An 18,092-nucleotide genomic window follows, 5' to 3' on the forward strand; every position below is an offset into this window, starting at 1 on the left:
TCGGCCTTGTCGACGGCATCGGCACGCAGCTTGAAGCGCTGGATCTTGCCGCTCGGCGTCTTGGGCAGCTCCTCGACGAACTCGATCACCCGCGGGAAGGCGTGGGTGGAGAGCCGCTCGCGGACCTGCTTGCGGATCTCGTCGGCCAGCGCGTCGCTAGGCTCGAAGCCCTCGCGCAGCACCACGTAGGACTTGATGATCTCACCGCGGATCTCGTCGGGCTGGCCCACGGCGGCAGACTCGGCCACGGCCGGGTGGGTCATCACGCTGTTCTCCACGTCGGTGGGCCCTACCCGGTAGCCGGCAGTGGTGATGATGTCGTCATCGCGGCCGGCGAACTGGAAGGTGCCGTCCTCGTTCTTGATCACCACGTCGCCGGTTAGGTAGTAGCCCTCGGCGAAGGGGTGCTTTTCCTGCCAGGTGTAGCCGGCGAAGAAGTGCGCCGGAGAGTTCTCGATGTCCACCGCCAGCACGCCCGGCTCGCCCGGGGGCAGCTCGTTGTACTGGGCGTCGAGGATCGCCAGGCGGTAGCCCGGCATCGGCACGCCCATGGCACCGACGTGCTTGGGGTGGTCCAGGGCATGGTGGTTGTTGCAGGTCATGCCGGTCTCGGTCTGGCCGTAGTGGTCCATGACCGGGCAGCCCAGGGAGCGCTCCACCCAGGTCACCACCTCGGTGTTGAGCGGCTCGCCGGCGGAGCTCGCCGCGCGCAGCGACAGCGTCTCATGGGCGTTGTCGAAGAGCCCCGAGGCTTTCATCAGCCGGTAGGCCGTGGGCGCGGCGGCGAAGTTGGTGATGCGGTGGCGCTTCATGAAGGCGAGTGCCCCCTCGGCGCTGAAGCCCGCCTCGCAGAAGTGGGTGGTCACCCCCAGCAGCAGCGGCCCGGCGATGGCGTAGTAGAGGCCGTAGGCCCAGCCCGGGTCGGCCATGTTCCAGAAGCGGTCGGTCTCGCGCAGGTCCACCGCCAGCTCCATGTAGAGGGCGAAGGCGGTCATGGCGGCCAGCGGCACCGCCACGCCCTTGGGCTTGCCCACGGTGCCGGAGGTGAACATCTGCAGGAAGGGCGCGTCGCGACCCAGGCGCGGCGGGTTGGCCTCGATCGGCGAGTGGGCCAGCGCATCGGCCCAGTCCAGGTCGCCTGCATGGTCGGCGTCCGGGCCGCCCACCGACAGCACCGGCGGGCACTGGGTCAGGCCATCGAACTTGAAGCGGTTGGCGTGATCGGTGATCACCAGCTTGGTGTCGGCGCGGCCCAGGCGGTAGTCCACGGCGTCCGGGCCGAAGGCGGTGAACAGCGGCTGGTAGACGGCGCCGATGCGCCAGGTGGCCAGCACCGCCACCAGCAGCTGCGGGGAGCGCGGCAGCATGCAGGCGATGCGGTCGCCCACCCCCAGGCCCTGCTCAGCGAACCAGCCGGCCAGCCTCGAGCTCTCGGCCTCGAGCTCGGCGTAGGTCAGGGTATTGACGTTGCCCTGGGTGTCCTCGTGGACCAGCGCCAGCACCTCGCCCCGGCCGGCGCGCAGGTGGCGCCCGCAGCAAGATTCGAAGGCGTTGGCCTTGCCGTCACGGTGATCGTCCAGGCGGGCGATCATGTCATCGACGGAGAAGGTCTCGAGGTAGGTGCGATAGTCAGGCAGGCTCGCTTGCGGGCTCATGACGGTCCTCATCTGGCGGTTTGTGGTTGTTGTAGGCTCTCTGGATAGATTCAGTTAACGTAAGCGTCAACCTATCAAGCGCTAGGTCCAAGCTAGCGACTCCGCGCGAACAGAGCAAGGGCGGGAGCTCGCGAAGCGACTAGACCATGGTCGAGCGAGCCGCCGAAAGGCGGCTCCGGGACGGAACGGAGAAGGGTAGACAGGGGCTGAAAGGAAGGGGCGGACAGGAAGTGGCGAGAGAGATTCAGGCGGGGCGGCGGGTGATCATGGCCACCAGCTCATCGGCCAGGTCGTCGGGGGTGCGCGGGCCGGCGGGGTCGTACCAGCGTACCGTCCAGTTGAGCGCGCCCATCACGAAGCGCGACACCAGGAAGCGGTCGCCGTGGATCAGCCCCTCGGCCAGGGCTTCGTCGATCACCTGCTCCCAGAGCTCCTCATAGGCGTCGCGCAGGTGGCTCAGGTGGGCGCGGGCCTCGGAGTCGAGGCGGCGCCACTCGTAGAGGGCGACCACGTGAGCGTTGCGGTCGGTGAGCAGTGTCTCGAGATGGGCCCGGGCCATGGCGTGCAGCCGCGCGTCGGCACTGCTGTCGCAGCGGGCCAGGGCCTCGCGGGCCATCACCAGGGCATTCTGGGTCCCCTCCTCGATCACCGCCGCGAGGATCTCCTGCTTGTCGCGGAAATGGTGGAAGAGGCTGCCGGACTTGATGCCCATCTCCTGGGCCAGCATGCGCACCGTGGTGCGATCGAAGCCCTCCTGGACGAACAGCTGGGCGGCCTGGCGGGTCAGCTCCTTGCGGCGCGGTGACTCATTCATTACATTCATCGACGTTTACACTAGCGCTTGCTTGGTTGACCCTGAGAGAAGCACAGCCCCGCCAGCGGGTCAACGAGGCGCGGGCCAACCCGCGATCTCGACTTACAATCACAAGGCGGCTCCACCGGGAACCGCACGCCACATCGGGAGAACCACCATGAGCCACGCCAGCGATATCGTCTTCCTCTCCGCCGCCCGCACCCCCATGGGGGGCATGCTGGGCAGCCTGGCCAGCATGACCGCCCCCGAGCTCGGCGCGGTGGCCATCCGCGCCGCCATCGAGCGCGCCGGCATCGAGGCCTCCGCCATCGACGAGGGCATCATGGGCTGCGTGCTGCCCGGCGGCGTCAAGCAGGGTCCGGCCCGCCAGGCCATGCGCCAGGCCGGCATCCCCGATGGCATCGGCGCCACCACCGTCAACAAGCTGTGCGGCTCGGGCATGAAGGCCACCATGCTGGCCCACGACCTGATCCGCGCCGGCAGCGCCGACGTGATGCTGGCGGGCGGCATGGAGTCCATGTCCAACGCTCCCCACGTGCTGACCAAGGCGCGTACCGGCTATCGCCTGGGCCATGGCGAGCTCAAGGACCACATGTTCCTGGACGGCCTGGAGGATGCCGAGACCGGCAAGCTGATGGGGGTCTTCGCCCAGGACGTCGCCACGGCCCGCGACTACAGCCGCGAGCGCCTGGACGACTTCGCCATCGCCTCGCTCGAGCGCGCCATGGCGGCCACCAACGCCGGCCACCTGGACGCCGAGATGGCCCCGGTCACCGTCACCACCCGCCAGGGCGAGAGCCTGGTGGACCACGACGAGCAGCCCTTCCAGGCCAAGCTGGACAAGATCCGTGCGCTGCGCCCTGCCTTCGCCAAGGAGGGCACCATCACGGCGGCCAACTCCAGCTCCATCTCCGACGGCGCCTCGGCGCTGATCCTGGCCAGCGCCTCTGCGGCAGAGCGCCTGGGTGCCAAGCCGCTGGCGCGCATGCTGGGCCACAGCACCCACTCCCAGCACCCCAGCGAGTTCACCATCGCCCCGGTGGGCGCCATCGACAAGCTGATGAAGAAGCTCGACTGGACGGTGGACGACGTCGACCTCTTCGAGATCAACGAGGCCTTCGCGGTGGTCACCCTGCTGGCCATGGACGGGCTCGACATCCCCCACGACAAGGTCAACGTCTTCGGCGGCGCCTGCGCCCAGGGCCACCCCATCGGCTCTACCGGCTCGCGGATCATCGCCACCCTGATCCACGCCCTGCGCACCCGCGGCGGCAAGCGCGGCATCGCCAGCCTCTGCATCGGCGGCGGCGAGGCCACCGCGGTGGCGGTCGAGCTGGTCGACTGATGACGGCCTTCACCCTCGAGACCCCGGCGGGCGGCATCCACGTCGCCCGCTGGCGGCCGGCGGGCACACCACCGGCAGGCAATCCCATCGTGCTGCTTCACGACTCGCTGGGCTGTATCGCCCTGTGGCGCGACTTCCCCGCGCTGCTCGCCGAGGCCAGCGGCCGCGAGGTGATCGCCTACGACCGGCTCGGCTACGGCGAGTCGGCGCCCTGCCCCGGCCCCCAGCCGACAACCTTCGTCACTGACGAGGCCAACGGGACCTTCGCCACCCTGCGCGAGAGCCTCGCGCTCGAGCGTTTCGCGCTGCTCGGCCACAGCGTGGGCGGCAGCATGGCCATCGAGGCGGCGGGACAGCATGCCGACGGCTGCGAGGCGCTGATCACCGTAGCGGCCCAGGCATTCCTCGAGCCACGCACCCTGGCCGGCATCCGCGAGGCGGAGGCGGCCTTCGCCGAGCCGGGCGCGATGCGCCGGCTCGAGCGCTACCACGGCGACAAGGCCGAGTGGGTGCTGAGAAGCTGGGTCGACAACTGGCACTCCGAGGCCTTCGACGACTGGCACCTGAACGACGCCCTGCCCCGGGTGCGCTGCCCGACCCTGGCGATCCATGGCGAGCACGACGAGTTCGGCTCCCTGGCCCAGCCCCGGCGCATCGCGTCCCGGACCCCCGGGCCCGCCGAGCCGAGCCTGCTGCCCTCCGGCCACGTGCCCCATCGCGAGTGCCCGGAGGTGCTCGCCGACATCGTGGCGAGGTTCCTCTCCCACCCCTGATCAGCGCCTCGGCGCCACCAGGCGGTCGAGGCGCAGCCGCTCCCGGCCGTCGAAGAGCCGCCGGCTGCCCGCGGCCACCGCGGCGAGAGTGCCGAAACCGGTGCCCAGGGTGATCGCGAACATGATCAGGATCTGATATTTCACCGCCAGCCCCGGGGCGGTGCCGGCCAGGATCTGGCCGGTCATCATCCCCGGCAGGCTGACCACGCCGGCAGCGGCCATGGCATTGATCATCGGCATCAGCCCGCTGCGCATCGCTTCGCGGCGAATGTCACCGATCGCCACCTGCCAGGTCTGGCCGAGCATCAGGCGGTTCTCGATCACCGCTCGCTGGTGCCAGGCGCTGTCGGTGAGGCGGTCCAGCGCCAGCGCCACGCCGGTCATGGTATTGCCGAGCAGCATCCCAAGCAGCGGGATGGCGTACTGGGGCCGGTACCAGGGCTCGGGGCCGATGATCACGATGAGGGTCAACACGGTCACCGTGAACGAGGAGAGAAACATCGCCAGGGTGCCGATGCCGAAGGCCCAGCCGCCGCTCAGGCGCCGCTTCTGGCGCGCCATCACCTCGCGGCCGGCGATCAGCAGCATGGCCATCGCCATCAGCACCACCCACAGCAGCCGCTCGGCGGCGAACAGCGCCTCCAGCACCAGGCCGATCAGCCCCAGCTGGATCACCGTGCGAGCCGCGGCGATCAGCAGGCCGCGGCCCATTCCCAGGCGCAGGGCGGCGGTACAGCCGGCGAGCCCCACCACCATCAGCGCGGCCAGCGCCAGCTGCCACCAGGCCAGCGGTATCACCTCCATGGCGCCACCTCCTCGGCCCGCAGCTCGATGCCGTCGATCCGCCAGTGGCGGTTCGCCACCCGAGCGATCTGGTCGGGGTCGTGGGCCACCCAGAGCACCGGCCAGCCGCGCCGACGGGCATTCCCCATCAGCCATGCCTCCACCCGGCGAGTAGTGGCGTCATCAAGGTTGGCCGTGGGCTCATCGAGCAGCAGCGCCGAGGGTGCCTGAGCGATGGCTCGCAGCAGCGCCAGGCGCTGCTTCTCCCCCGAGGAGAGCCGAGACACCTGCCAGCCCAGTACAGACGCCTCGAAGCCGAGCGCCGCCAGATCCTCTGCCGCAGGGGACGCCGGGAGGTGCTCGCCGACGCTGTCCGCCCACCACTGGCTCTCCGCCGGCACCAGCATCACCCGGGTGCGCCAGTCATGGGCAGGCAACGACGACTGGGCGACCTCCCCCAGCCAGGCTTCGCCGGCATGGGGCTCTAGGTCGGCCACGGCACGCAGCAGCCGGCTCTTGCCGGAGCCGCTGGGGCCGGAGAGGCAGTGGATATCACCGGGAGGAACGGCCATCGACACGTCCGAGAGGGTGCCGATGCCGATGCCGTCGAGTCGCAGGGTCGAGCTTGTGGTCACGGGGCATCCTCAACGTCGGGAGGCTGCATGATAGCAGGCGCACGATCCGCCGAGCCCATGGGCAAAGCCTGCTAGGGTGTGGGGACCCCCTTTCGTCATGAGGAGTCAACGCCATGCCTGACTACCTGGTCTTTCTCGGCTCGGCCCGCGACAGCACCCCGCCCGCCCCTGCCCGCCTCGGCCTGCGGGTGGCCCGCGCCTGCGAACAGCTGCTCGAGGCCGACGGGGCCAGCGTGGAGCTGATCGACCCGCTTGCGATCGAGCTCGGCGCCGTCTTCAAGCCGCACTTCGCCTATGTAAGATCGAAGGTGCCCGAGGCGCTGGAGACCCTGGCCGGCAAGATCGCGGCCGCCGACGGCTACGTCATGGTCAGCCCCGAGTACAATCACTCCATGAGCCCAGCGCTATCGCACCTGCTCAACCACTTCGGCAGCTCGCTGTTCGCCTTCAAGCCCAGCGCCATCGTCACCTACTCCGCCGGTCAGTGGGGTGGCGCCCGGGCGGCGGTCTCCATGCGCACCTTCCTCGCCGAGCTTGGCTGCCTCCCGGTCTCGGCGATGATCCACGTGCCGAAGGCCCAGGAGGCCCTCGACGAGGACGGCCGCTTCCGCGAGGACCCGGACCGCTGGGCCGGCTACTTCGGGCGCACCCTGAGCCAGCTCACCTGGTGGGCCGAGGCCGCCGCCGAGCAGCGCCGGAAGCAGGACCCGACCGAGGTCTCGCCGGCCTTCCAGCGCGCCCCGGACCAGCGCAACGCGCCGACGTCCGGAGACTGACATTGAGCATATACGCTTTTCCATATATGCTTTTCCATATATGCTTCTTCACATATGCCAAGCAACAGCAGAGCCTGCCCCCTCTTCCTCGGCAAGGCCATGCTCACCCTGCCGCTGGATGAACTGCCAGCCGACGCCCTGCAGCAGGCACTGGAGGAGATCCACCAGCGCGCCTCTCAGGAAGAGACCCCGCAAGGAGACACCCCGTGACGACCCACCCGCTGGACGACCTGCCCAATATCGACCGCGAGCAGTTCCGGGTGCCCGACGCGGCCAGCCTGGGCATCCCTGTGGACCGCGAGCATCCCCCGCGCATCCTGCTGCTCTACGGCTCGCTCAGGCAGCGCTCCTTCAGCCGCCTGGCGGTGGAGGAGGCCGCTCGGCTGCTGCGCGCCATGGGCGCCGAGACCCGCATCTTCGACCCGCGGGGGCTGCCGCTGCCCGACGCCGAGGAGGCGACCCATCCCAAGGTGGCGGAGCTGCGTGCGCTGGCCGAGTGGGCCGAGGGCATGGTGTGGTGCTCGCCGGAGCGCCACGGCGCCATGACCGGCATCATGAAGGCCCAGATCGACTGGATCCCCCTGGCGCTGGGCGCGGTGCGTCCCACCCAGGGCAAGACCCTGGCGGTGATGCAGGTGTGCGGCGGTTCCCAGTCGTTCAACACGGTCAATCAGCTGCGCGTGCTGGGGCGCTGGATGCGCATGGTCACCATTCCCAACCAGTCCTCGGTGCCCAGGGCCTTCATGGAGTTCGACGACAACGACCGCATGAAGCCCTCGCCCTTCTATGACCGCATCGTCGACGTCATGGAGGAGCTGGTGAAATTCACGCTGCTGGTGCGCGGCCGCAGCGAAGCGCTCACCGACCGCTACTCCGAACGCAAGGAGTCGGCCGAGCAGCTCTCCGCCCGGGTCAACCAGCGCGCCATCTGACAGGAGTCACACCATGACCAAACAGCAGGAATCCGCGGCCCCCAGCACCACGGAGGGCATGGGGCTCTTCGAGCGTTTCCTCTCGGTATGGGTGGCGCTGGCCATCGTCGCCGGTGTGCTGCTCGGGCAGTTCGCCCCGGCGGTGCCCGAGACGCTCTCGCGCTTCGAATATGCCCAGGTGTCGATCCCCGTGGCGATCCTGATCTGGGCGATGATCTTCCCCATGATGGCGCAGATCGACTTCTCCGCCGTGCTCGGCGTACGCCGCCAGCCCAAGGGGCTGATCATCACCACCTCGGTGAACTGGCTGATCAAGCCCTTCACCATGTTCGCCATCGCCTGGTTCTTCCTGACGGTGGTGTTCGCCCCGCTGATCCCCGCGCCCCTGGCCAGCCAGTACCTGGCCGGTGCCATCCTGCTGGGGGCGGCGCCCTGCACCGCCATGGTCTTCGTGTGGAGCTACCTGACCCGCGGCGACGCCGCCTACACCCTGGTGCAGGTCGCCCTCAACGACCTGATCATGCTGTTCGCCTTCGCGCCCATCGTGGTCTTCCTGCTCGGGGTCTCCAATATCCAGGTGCCCTGGGACACGGTGGCCCTGTCGGTGGTGCTCTACATCGTGATCCCGCTGGCCGCCGGCGTCCTGACCCGGCGCGCCCTGATCGCCCGCCGCGGCATCGAATGGTACGACAACGTCTTCATGAAGAAGGTGGGGCCGATCACCCCGATCGGGCTGATCATCACCCTGGTGCTGCTGTTCGCCTTCCAGGGCGACGTGATCATCGCCAACCCCCTGCATATCGTGCTGATCGCCATCCCGCTGATCATCCAGACCTTCCTGATCTTCTTCATCGCCTACGGCTGGGCCAAGGCGTGGAAGGTGCCCCACAACGTGGCGGCCCCCGGGGCGATGATCGGTGCCAGCAACTTCTTCGAGCTGGCCGTGGCCGCCGCCATCGCCCTGTTCGGCCTGCAGTCCGGTGCGGCGCTGGCCACGGTAGTGGGCGTACTGGTAGAGGTGCCGCTGATGCTGGCGCTGGTGCGCATCGCCAACAAGACGCGGCACCACTTCCCGACGGCCGACGCTCCGGCCGTCGCCGAGGCGAAGGGCTGAATCATGGCCATCGAGGTCACAGAACAGGCCCGCGAATGGCTCAAGCGGAAGGGCGGCATCGCCACGGTGCGCCTCTCGCCCCGTCATGGCTGCTGCGGCGGCGGGGCCGAACTCGCGGTGGCCGAGGCGCGCACGCCGGATGAACCCGAGCGCTACACCCGACTCGACCTCGATGGCGTGACACTGCACATCGACCCGACGCTGGTCGACCAGGGCCTGAGGGTCGACGTCGAGGGCTTCCTGGGCCTCAGGCACCTCTTCGTCGAGGGCGTGCCACTGTCCCGGTAACCGACTGGGTGGCTTGGTGCTTGCACGATGGAGCCTTCCCGGTGAGGATCAGATAATGACTGCGACCCGCCTGCGGCGCCATCCGCTGCTCATCATCGTGCTCGCCCAGCTGTTCGGCACCTCGCTGTGGTTCTCCGTCAACGGCGTGGGGCTGTCGCTCTCCCGCGAGCTGGGCTTCACCGAGGCGGACCTGGGCCGGCTGACCCTCACCGTGCAGGCGGGCTTCATCGCCGGCACCCTGTTCATCGCCACCACCGGCCTGGCCGACCGTTTCCGCGCCAGCCACATCTTTGCCGCCTCCTGCCTGGCCGGCGCCCTGGCCAATGCCGGCTTCGTGCTGGTGGCCGACCAGGTGCCCCTGGCGATGACGCTTCGCCTGCTGACCGGGCTCTGCCTGGCCGGCATCTATCCGCTGGGCATGAAGCTGGTGATCGGCTGGACGCCCAGGCATACCGGCGCGGCACTGGCCTGGCTGGTGGGCATGCTGACCCTGGGCACCGCCCTGCCCCACCTGTTGCGCGGCTCCACCCTGGGGCTGCCCTGGGAGTGGTCGCTGCTGGGGGCGTCGCTGCTGGCACTGCTGGGGGGCGCCATGATCCTGGCTCTCGGCGATGGACCGCACCTTCCGCCTTCCAGCGGCAGGATGCGGCTGCTCGACGGCCTGGCGGCCCTGCGCGACCGGCGCTTCCGTGCCGTGGCCGGCGGCTACTTCGGCCACTGCTGGGAACTCTATGCCCTCTGGACACTTACCCCCTTCCTGGTCGCCCGGGAAGTGGCGCGGCTCGGCACCGCGGATGCCTGGATTCCCTGGCTGTCATTTACCGTCATCGCCCTGGGGCTGGCAGGCTGCGTGGGCGGCGGCAGCCTGAGCCGTCGGCTCGGCAGCCTGTGGGTAGCCCGTCGAGCCCTGGCCGCCTCGGGCCTGATCTGCCTGGCCTACCCGCTGATGACCTGGCTGCCGCCAGGGCTGCTGCTGAGCCTGCTTGCACTGTGGGGGCTGACCGTGATCGCCGACTCGCCGCAGTTCTCGGCACTCGCCGCGGCCAGCGCACCGCGCGATCGGGTGGGTTCCACCCTGGCGGTCATGAACGCGGTGGGTTTCGCCCTGACCATCCCGGCCATCTCGCTTACCACAGCGCTTTGGGAAGTGCAGGGTATCTGGGTGCTGTGGTGGCTGCTGCCGGGGCCGATTCTCGGCCTGTGGGCATTGCGCCCCCTGGCGATACGCGACCCCGCATCCCAGGCCGGCGCACGTTGAAGCGTCACATTTCCTCGGACCTTTCGAGGCGGAAGCTCCACTCGGCAGCGTCGCCAACCTTCAGCTCTCCTCCGGGACCATGTCGATCGCACCGCAGGGACATTCCGCGGCGCAGATACCGCAGCCCTTGCAGTAATCCAGATTGATCTGGAAACCCTGGCCGGTGCCGAGCTTGATCACGGCGTTGTCCGGACAGACCCCGTAGCAGTTGTCGCACTCGAAACAGTTGCCACAGCTCAGGCAGCGCCGCGCCTCGAACAGGGCCGTATCCTCGGTCAGCGCACCCTGCACCTCGTCGAAGCTGCTGGTGCGGCGAGCCGCATCGAGCTTGGGCCGGATCGTCTTGGGCGCATCGCTGTAGTACCAGGTGTTGAGCCGATCGAAATCTGCCACCGCCTTTTCCGGCTTCGGGCCGAGGTTGGCACCGCGCAACCACGCATCCATGTGGCGCGCGGCTCTCTTGGCCTGGCCGATGGCGACAGTGACATTTCGCTCGCCCGCCGACATGTCGCCGCCGGCGAACAGCCCCGGATGGCCGGTCATCATGGTCTCGGGATCGACCACCACACGACCCTCCTCGAAGGTCAGGTCCGGCACGGTCTCCAGCAGCGACATGTCGATATCCTGACCGAGCGCAAGCACAAGGGAGTCGGCGGCGAGCGTCTCGAACTCGCCGGTGGGCTGGGGATGGCCGGCCTCGTCGAGCTCCATCTTCTCGATGGTGAGCTCTCCCTCATCGGCGCTGCTGATGGTGCTCAGCCACTTGACCATCACGCCTTCCTCGAGGGCTTCCTCCAGCTCGAAGTCATGCGCGGGCATGCTTTCGCGGTTGCGTCGATAGACGATGACGGCATCGGTGGCGCCCAGCCGCCGGGCGGTGCGGGCGACGTCGATCGCCGTGTTGCCGCCGCCGTAGATGGCGACCTTGCGTCCCAGGAGGGGCTTGTCGCCCTCTTCCATGGAGCGCAGTACCGACACCGCGTCGAGGATGCGCGAGGAGTCCTTGGCCGGGATATAGGCGCGCTTCGCAATATGCGCCCCGATCGCCAGGAAGCAGGCGTCGGCCTTCTCGTCGCGCATCGCCTCGCCCAGCTCCGTGACCTTCTCGTTGTAGCGAAACGTCACGCCCATGTCGGCGATGCGCTGCACTTCGGCGTCCAGCACGTCCCGCGGCAGGCGGTACTTGGGGATGCCGAACCGCATCATGCCGCCGGGCATGGGACCGGCCTCGAGTACCGTCACCGCATGCCCCAGCCGACGCAGGTGATAAGCCGCCGACAGGCCCGAGGGTCCGGCGCCGATCACCAGCACGTGGTACCCGCTCTCCTGCGCCGGCGACTCGAACCGCCACCCCCGGCGCAGCGCCTCGTCGCCGAGAAAGCCCTCCACGGAGTTGATGCCGACCGCAGCGTCGAGCTTGGCGCGATTACAGACGCTCTCGCAGGTGTGATAGCAGACCCGCCCCATGATCGCGGGAAAGGGGTTGTCGCGGGTCAGGTGCCGCCAGGCGGCCTCGTAATCGCCACTCTCGGCATGGTAGAGCCAGCCCTGGATATCCTCGCCCGCCGGGCACTCGCGGTTACAGGGGGGAAGGCGATCCACGTACACCGGACGTTCCGTGCGCCAGGCACCGGTCTTGTTGGCGAGCGCGGAGTCGGGATCGAGGGTGATGGCAAAGGGCTTCTTCATGACGCGTCCTCCGAGGTCTGTGGGCCGAGAAGCCCGAAGCGCTCGATGTTGCGGTCGGCGCCGGCCTGTATCAGGGCGATGAGGTCTGGCCGTCCTGGATCGCCGAACAGGTGCGCGAACCGTTTCTGGGGCCGCAGGTACTCCTCCACCGGGACACGGCGCCTGATCGTCGTGACGTCGGTGACCTGCCCATCCTCGGCCTCATATACCGGAAAGAGTCCGGTCTCACGCGCGAGTCGGGCCAGCTTGATGGTGTCGCAGCTGGCCGACCCCCAGCCGAGGGGGCAGGGCACGAACACATGCAGGTAGCGCGCCCCATGGAGCGACATGGCCTTCTCGACCTTGGCCTCGAGATCGCGCAGGTCGGCCACCGTCGCCGTCGCGACGTAGGGAATCTCGTGGGCCATGGCGATGAGCGGCAAGTCCTTGCCCTTGCCGAACTCCGCGCCCGGCTCAGGGCCCAGCGGCATGGTTGTCGCGGTGCGGGCGGCGGGAGGTGTGGCGGAGCTGCGCTGCACGCCGGTGTTCATGTAGCCTTCGTTGTCGTAGCAGATGTAGAGCACGTCGTCATTGCGCTCGAACATCCCCGACAGGCAGCCGAACCCGATGTCGGTGGTACCGCCGTCTCCGCCCTGGGCGATGACGCGAATATCACTCTGTGCCTGGCCCGCCTTGAGGGCCTTGACCCTGAGCGCAGCGGCGATTCCCGATCCCACCGCGGCGGCATTGCCGAACAGGGAGTGCAGCCAGGGCAGCTGCCACGAGCTCTCGGGGTAGGGTGTCGAGAACACCTCGAGGCATCCCGTCGCATTCGCCGCGATCAGCCTGCCGTGGGTCGCACGCATGGCGGCGTCGACCGCGTAGCGGGCACCTAGCGCCTCGCCACAGCCCTGGCAGGCGCGGTGGCCGGAGTTGAGCGAGTTGTCGCGGGCAATGGAAGACTGCACGCTGCGCTGCTCCGGCGGCAGCAGCCGATTGCCGACGGTGAAGGTGCCCGTCTGGTAGAACTTGATCGGTTGGGTCATGTCAGCGTGTCCTCACTCAGTAGACCTTCGCCCCGACGACGCCGAGGTCGCGCAGGAGATTCTCCGCAATCGGCCCGCTGCGCCTTGTCTCTGCCTCGCGGGCGAGATGACGGTTGACGATGTCCCAATCCAGGTCCAGGAAGGTCAGGGGCTCGAGCGTGTCCTCGGTCGCCTCGCCGAGCACACGAAGCAGGGAGTCCTGCGTGATGGCGCGACCGCCCAGACCCGCCACCACGGTGTAGCCGTGGAGCTGGATCCCCGACAGCGCCAGGCGTACGTCAGTGGAAACGACGCCCCCCAGGCCCACGGAGAAGCTCTTCTCCAGCACCACCACGCGCTTGGCCCCGCCGAGGGCGGCGCGGACCTCGGCCAGCGGGAACGGTCGGAAGGCGCGGATCGATAGCAGGCCGATCTTCTCGCCCTGGTCGCGCATGGTGTCCACGACTTCCTGCAGCGTGCCGACCACCGAACCCAATGCAACCACAATGGTCTCGGCATCCTCGACCCGATAGGACCTGACCAGCCCCCCGGCGTTGCGCCCGAAGATCTGCTCGAATTCGGCAGCGATGTCGGGGATACGCTCAAGCGCCATGAGCTGTTTCGCATGCGCCAGATAGCGCACCTCCATGAAGGCCTCCGGTCCGACCATCGCCCCGATCGAGACCGGATCGTCCGGGTCCAGCACCTGTCGCGGCTCATAGGGGGGCAGGAAGGCGTCGACCTGTGCCTGGTCAGGCATGTCCACCTGCTCGTAGGCGTGGGTGAGGATGAAACCGTCCATGCAGACCATCACCGGCATCGACATCTCCTCGGCCAGCCGGAATGCCTGGATATGCAGGTCCAGCGCCTCCTGGTTGCTCTCCGCGAACAGCTGGATCCAGCCGCAGTCGCGCTGGCTCATCGAGTCGCTATGGTCGTTCCAGATGTTGATCGGTGCACCGATCGCGCGATTCGCCACGGTCATGACGATCGGCAGCCCGAGCCCGGAGGCGTTGTAGACGGCCTCGACCATGAACAGCAGGCCCTGGCTTGCGGTCGCGGTGTAGGTGCGTCCACCGGTGGCGGAGCTGCCGATGGCCACGCTCATGGCCGCGAATTCGCTTTCCACGTTGAGAAACTCGCAGGGGCTCAGCTCCCCGCTCTTCACCAACTCGCCAAGCCCCTCGACGATATGGGTCTGCGGCGAGATGGGGTAGGCACAGATCACATCCGGACGGCACAGCGCCACGGCTTCGGCGACGGCTCGGGATCCTTCCATCTGTCTTTTCACTCTGTTGCCTCCTGCGATGCGCCAGCAACAGGTGCTCCGGGAGGAGCGGCTCCGGCGACGGCCTCGTAGGCCTCGGTGGCTGCAGCGATATTGCGACGGACGATCTCGCCGCGGAATTTGTGCTCGATGGCGTGGGTGACACCGTCAAGTCCGACCAGGCCGGTAAGCGCCGCAAAGCCGCCCAGCAGCACGGCATTCGGCAGCGGGCGGCCCAGATGCTTGAGCGCGATATCCGTGGCCGACAGCGTGATGAGACGCTCCCGGCGGAAGCGCTCGGTGATCTCCTCGAGACCCAGTTCCTCGAGCGGGCGGCGGCTGTTGATCAGCACATAACCCTCGGGCTTGAGCCCCTGGAAAACGTCCACCTGATGCAGCAGGGTCGCATCCTGGATGATCAACACGTCAGGTGCGAGGATAGGCTCGCGAATCTGGATCGGCTGATCATCGATCCGGCAGAAGGCGACCACGGGTGCGCCGGTGCGCTCGGAACCGAAACTGGGGAACGCCTGAGCGTGACGCCCCTCCTCGAAGGCGGCGATCGACAGCATCTCTGCTGCTGTCACGACGCCCTGACCCCCACGGCCATGTATTCGTATCTGTAGCATGCCACTCCTTCTCCCAGATGAGTCTCTCGGGAGTCTCTGATGTGTCAGCGGTGATCAGATCTCCGCCGCCACCGACCTTGAGACACTGCCTGCGACCTTGATGCCAACCCGGGCATCAACATTCAGCGTAGATCATCCAGTGAAGCGCATCGTCGTCGATCACATGGGGTTGATCCCGGTCACGCCATGCCGATTGACCTGCGCCGCGGAGACTTCAGAGCAGGCTGCTTGATGTCCATCAGGGCCAGACCGCCAACAGCGTGCTATAGATGAAGTGCTGCGATGGGTGGCCTTCTCGGCCACCTGGCTGATTCACTCCCGACACCCGGAGAATATCCATGGCATCACGCGACGTCGTCATCTGCCATCCCGTGCGCACCGCCATCGGCACCTATGGCGGCAGCCTCAAGGACACGCCCGCCACCGATCTCGGCGCGCGCGTCATTCAGGAGACCCTCTCCCGATCCGGCCTAGCCGCCGACAAGGTGCAGTCGCTGGTCATGGGTCATGTCATCCAGGCCGGCTGCCGCATGAACTCTGCCCGCCAGGCCGGCATCGGCGGCGGGCTACCAGTGGAGGTGCCGGCGCTCAGCGTCAACCGGGTCTGCGGCTCCGGCGCCCAGGCCGTGGCCAGTGCCGCCATGGAGATCTGGAGCGGCATGGCCGACTGCATCATCGCCGGCGGCATGGAGAACATGGACCGCGCGCCCTATGTCCTGCCCCAGGGCCGCTGGGGCGCGCGCATGGGTGACGTGACCATGCACGACACCATGCTCTTCGACGGCCTCAACGACGCCTTCAGCGGCAAGCACGCCGGCTGGCACACCGAGGATCTCGTCACCCGCTATTCCATCTCCCGGGACGACCAGGACGCCTGGGCGCTGCGCTCCCAGCTGAATTTCTCGAAGGCCCAGGAGGCCGGCCACTTCGACGCCGAGATCGCCGGCGTGGAGCTCGTCACCCGCAAGGGCACCACCACCTTCGCCCGTGACGAACACAACCGCGGCGATACCACCGCGGAGTCCCTGGCCAGGCTCAAGCCGGCCTTCCGCAAGGAGGGCACCATCACCGCCGGTAACGCCCCGGGGCTGAACAGCGGCGCGTCGGCGATGATCGTCGCCGAGCGCGGCTGGGCCGAGAAGCAGGGCCTCGCACCCATGGCCCGGCTGGTGGCCTTCGGCGTCGGCGCTGTCGAACCCGACTACTTCGGTATCGGTCCGGTGCCGGCGGTCAAGCAGGCGCTCGAGCGTGCCGGCTGGTCGGTGGGTGACCTGGATCGGGTGGAGATCAACGAGGCCTTTGCCGCCATCGCCCTCGCCTGCCAGCGCGAACTCGGCCTGCCGGAAGAGATCGTCAACGTGGAGGGCGGCGCCATCGCCCACGGCCACCCCATCGGCGCCAGCGGCGCGGTGCTGACCACCCGCCTGCTGCATGCAATGCAGCGCAACGGCGAGCGCCGCGGCATCGTTACCCTGTGCATCGGCGGCGGGCAGGGCATCGCCCTGGCGCTGGAAGTGCTCTGACGACAGGCCGCTGGTGCGTCTCGACGTACCAGCGGCCCCATGGATGAATGGCGCTAGTCTTCAAGCAATCCCGATGCGCGCAGACGCTCCCTCAGCCGCTGATTCTCCTCGATGAGGTCAGTCGCCAGGGCGGCTAACTCGGGCACCGCCTCGAAGTCGCGCTCCAACCGACACAGCCGGCGGGCACGGGTCAGGTCACGACTGGTGAAGCGCCAACTCGCCACATAGGGCGAGCCATCGGCCAGCAGCCCACTCTCGATGCGCTCGATGACCCACTCGGTGTCCACCGCACAGGCGCGAGCCAGGTCCTCGAGGGAAAGGGTCGCCTCGTCGATCAGTTCGCCGCTGACGATAGGCTGATGTGCCATCTCCTAGCCTCCCCTTCGCTGGCGCGGATCGAACGCGAGTTCCTGCGCCATGGTCTGGTAAAGTTCCCGGGCCTTGTCGGTATCGGCCGGGGGCAGCACCACCTCGAGCTCCACATAGAGATCCCCCGGCTCAGTCCCCGGGATCCCCCGCCCCTTCAGGCGCAATCGGCGACCGGTCTGTGATCCCTCGGGCACCTTGAGCTTGACCACTCCCGAAGGCGTCGGCACCTCGATGCTGGCCCCCAGGGCGGCCTCCCAGGGGGTCACCGGTACCGACTGATAGACATCCCACCCCTCGACCCGATAGCGGGAATCCGGCGTGAAGTGGATCTCCAGGTAGAGATCACCCGCCGGTCCACCCCCGATGCCGGGGCCTCCCTGGCCCGTCAGGCGGATATGCTGGCCTGCCTTGATACCCTTGGGGATGCGAACCTTGAGGGTATGTTCACGGGAGGTCACGCGCCCTTGCGCATCGATCTGCGGCACCTGCAGGGTGATCGCCCGGGTCGCGCCCTGGTAGGCATCGGTGAGATCAATGTTGATCTTGGCGTGACGATCCTCGCCGCGCAGCCGATAGCCACGCTCCCCTCGCCCCGCCCCGCCGCCCTGCCCGAACAGGTTGGCGAAGAAGTCGCTGAACTCGCCGAGATCGGCCTCCTCGAAGCCACGACCACTGAACTCGAAGCCCGCATCCCAGTCGGGTGGCGGCTGGAAATCCTGGCCCGAACGATACTGCTGGGCCAACTGATCATAGGCGAGCCGCTTCTCCGGATCGGACAGCACCGCCTTGGCCTCGTTGATCTCCTGCATGCGCTGTTCGGCGTCGGCTTCCTTGCTGACATCGGGATGAAACTGGCGCGCCAGCTTGCGGTAGGCCTTCTTGATCTCCTCGGCCGTCGCGGTCTTCGCCACTCCGAGCACCTGGTAGTAATCCTTGAATTCCACGTGAGATAGCTCCGGCAGAGGCCATGAACATCGAGATGCACGATGACACGGCTACCAACCCCGAAGGGTCCCGTCACCTTGATTCAAGGCTAGTCGAGAATGGCCGAAGCAGGAGCAGGAAGAGCGGAGAGTGCAGGAAGGAGGCTGAGAGGGATCAGGCAACGTGAAAAGGCGACGGCCTATCAGCACAGCACCAGACGGCGCTCGGGGCGGTTGCCCATGCCCTCGAGGCGCGCCTTGAGGCTGGCGAGGCGCTCGGCCTGCCCCTTCTCGGCGGCCAGCAGCACCTCCGTG

Annotated in this window: 19 protein-coding genes; 9 read left to right on the top strand and 10 right to left on the bottom strand. The window is 68.0% G+C overall.

What is annotated here, in order from left to right; all coding sequences use genetic code 11:
• Together IBX53_RS09715 and IBX53_RS09720 are read right to left on the bottom strand one after the other, a co-directional pair.
• A partial coding sequence (locus IBX53_RS09715) for an AMP-binding protein (protein ID WP_290908547.1) occupies window positions 1-1,655 on the bottom strand: 1,655 nt, incomplete at its 3' end.
• Between the two features lie 244 nt (window positions 1,656-1,899).
• The gene (locus tag IBX53_RS09720) at window positions 1,900-2,469 is read right to left on the bottom strand and encodes a TetR/AcrR family transcriptional regulator (RefSeq protein ID WP_290908549.1); all 570 of its coding nucleotides are present in this window, start codon (window positions 2,467-2,469) and stop codon (window positions 1,900-1,902) included.
• A gap of 157 nt (window positions 2,470-2,626) precedes the next feature.
• Between IBX53_RS09720 and IBX53_RS09725 the strand changes: the two genes are divergently transcribed.
• On the top strand, window positions 2,627-3,814 hold the full coding sequence (locus IBX53_RS09725) for an acetyl-CoA C-acyltransferase (protein WP_290908550.1): 1,188 nt from the start codon (window positions 2,627-2,629) through the stop codon (window positions 3,812-3,814).
• A complete protein-coding gene (locus tag IBX53_RS09730) occupies window positions 3,814-4,587 on the top strand; it encodes an alpha/beta fold hydrolase (RefSeq protein WP_290908552.1) in 774 nt (257 codons plus the stop codon). Before IBX53_RS09725 ends, IBX53_RS09730 begins: the two co-directional genes overlap by 1 nt.
• On the opposite strand, the gene fetB is transcribed toward IBX53_RS09730, so the two are convergent.
• Both fetB and IBX53_RS09740 read right to left on the bottom strand, forming a co-directional pair.
• Window positions 4,588-5,391: an iron export ABC transporter permease subunit FetB gene (fetB, locus tag IBX53_RS09735; RefSeq protein ID WP_290908553.1), complete on the bottom strand. Its 804-nt coding sequence runs from the start codon at window positions 5,389-5,391 to the stop codon at window positions 4,588-4,590.
• Entirely contained in the window at window positions 5,382-6,005 is a 624-nt protein-coding gene (locus IBX53_RS09740) for an ATP-binding cassette domain-containing protein (RefSeq protein WP_290908554.1), read from the bottom strand. Before IBX53_RS09740 ends, fetB begins: the two co-directional genes overlap by 10 nt.
• 113 nt (window positions 6,006-6,118) lie before the next feature.
• Here IBX53_RS09740 and IBX53_RS09745 point away from each other — a divergent pair, with 113 nt between their 5' ends.
• The 6 genes from IBX53_RS09745 to IBX53_RS09770 are packed head-to-tail and all read left to right on the top strand — an operon-like array spanning window position 6,119 to window position 10,373.
• Complete coding sequence (locus IBX53_RS09745; RefSeq protein WP_290908556.1) at window positions 6,119-6,781, top strand: NADPH-dependent FMN reductase; 663 nt, start codon at window positions 6,119-6,121, stop codon at window positions 6,779-6,781.
• A gap of 54 nt (window positions 6,782-6,835) precedes the next feature.
• Window positions 6,836-6,991, top strand: coding sequence for a hypothetical protein (locus tag IBX53_RS09750; protein WP_290908558.1), 156 nt, complete (start codon window positions 6,836-6,838; stop codon window positions 6,989-6,991).
• A gap of 11 nt (window positions 6,992-7,002) precedes the next feature.
• Window positions 7,003-7,713 (top strand): arsenical resistance protein ArsH, encoded by a 711-nt coding sequence (gene arsH / locus IBX53_RS09755; protein ID WP_290908580.1) that lies wholly within the window; start codon window positions 7,003-7,005, stop codon window positions 7,711-7,713.
• A gap of 13 nt (window positions 7,714-7,726) precedes the next feature.
• The gene (arsB, locus tag IBX53_RS09760; protein ID WP_290908560.1) at window positions 7,727-8,827 is read left to right on the top strand and encodes an ACR3 family arsenite efflux transporter; all 1,101 of its coding nucleotides are present in this window, start codon (window positions 7,727-7,729) and stop codon (window positions 8,825-8,827) included.
• A 3-nt stretch (window positions 8,828-8,830) separates the two neighbouring features.
• A complete protein-coding gene (locus IBX53_RS09765) occupies window positions 8,831-9,115 on the top strand; it encodes a CC/Se motif family (seleno)protein (protein WP_290908562.1) in 285 nt (94 codons plus the stop codon).
• Between the two features lie 55 nt (window positions 9,116-9,170).
• The gene (locus tag IBX53_RS09770; RefSeq protein WP_290908564.1) at window positions 9,171-10,373 is read left to right on the top strand and encodes an MFS transporter; all 1,203 of its coding nucleotides are present in this window, start codon (window positions 9,171-9,173) and stop codon (window positions 10,371-10,373) included.
• 60 nt (window positions 10,374-10,433) lie between these two features.
• Here the strand turns inward: IBX53_RS09770 and IBX53_RS09775 are convergent, their stop codons facing one another.
• The 4 genes from IBX53_RS09775 to IBX53_RS09790 are packed head-to-tail and all read right to left on the bottom strand — an operon-like array spanning window position 10,434 to window position 14,962.
• On the bottom strand, window positions 10,434-12,062 hold the full coding sequence (locus IBX53_RS09775; protein ID WP_290908566.1) for an NAD(P)-binding protein: 1,629 nt from the start codon (window positions 12,060-12,062) through the stop codon (window positions 10,434-10,436).
• A complete protein-coding gene (locus IBX53_RS09780) occupies window positions 12,059-13,087 on the bottom strand; it encodes a thiamine pyrophosphate-dependent enzyme (RefSeq protein WP_290908568.1) in 1,029 nt (342 codons plus the stop codon). The genes IBX53_RS09775 and IBX53_RS09780 overlap by 4 nt, the downstream gene beginning before the upstream one ends.
• A 16-nt stretch (window positions 13,088-13,103) precedes the next feature.
• Complete coding sequence (gene porA / locus IBX53_RS09785; RefSeq protein WP_290908570.1) at window positions 13,104-14,345, bottom strand: hypothetical protein; 1,242 nt, start codon at window positions 14,343-14,345, stop codon at window positions 13,104-13,106.
• Between the two features lie 8 nt (window positions 14,346-14,353).
• Window positions 14,354-14,962: a 2-oxoacid:acceptor oxidoreductase family protein gene (locus IBX53_RS09790; RefSeq protein WP_290908572.1), complete on the bottom strand. Its 609-nt coding sequence runs from the start codon at window positions 14,960-14,962 to the stop codon at window positions 14,354-14,356.
• 338 nt (window positions 14,963-15,300) lie between these two features.
• Here IBX53_RS09790 and IBX53_RS09795 point away from each other — a divergent pair, with 338 nt between their 5' ends.
• A complete protein-coding gene (locus IBX53_RS09795; RefSeq protein ID WP_290908574.1) occupies window positions 15,301-16,485 on the top strand; it encodes an acetyl-CoA C-acetyltransferase in 1,185 nt (394 codons plus the stop codon).
• A 53-nt stretch (window positions 16,486-16,538) separates the two neighbouring features.
• Here IBX53_RS09795 and IBX53_RS09800 read toward each other — a convergent pair whose 3' ends face one another.
• Together IBX53_RS09800 and IBX53_RS09805 are read right to left on the bottom strand one after the other, a co-directional pair.
• Window positions 16,539-16,853 (bottom strand): chaperone modulator CbpM, encoded by a 315-nt coding sequence (locus IBX53_RS09800; protein WP_290908576.1) that lies wholly within the window; start codon window positions 16,851-16,853, stop codon window positions 16,539-16,541.
• Between the two features lie 3 nt (window positions 16,854-16,856).
• Window positions 16,857-17,798, bottom strand: coding sequence for a DnaJ C-terminal domain-containing protein (locus IBX53_RS09805; RefSeq protein WP_290908578.1), 942 nt, complete (start codon window positions 17,796-17,798; stop codon window positions 16,857-16,859).
• Window positions 17,799-18,092 lie beyond the last annotated feature (294 nt).

The sequence above is a fragment of the Halomonas sp. genome, from assembly GCF_014859505.1.
Classification (GTDB): domain Bacteria; phylum Pseudomonadota; class Gammaproteobacteria; order Pseudomonadales; family Halomonadaceae; genus Halomonas.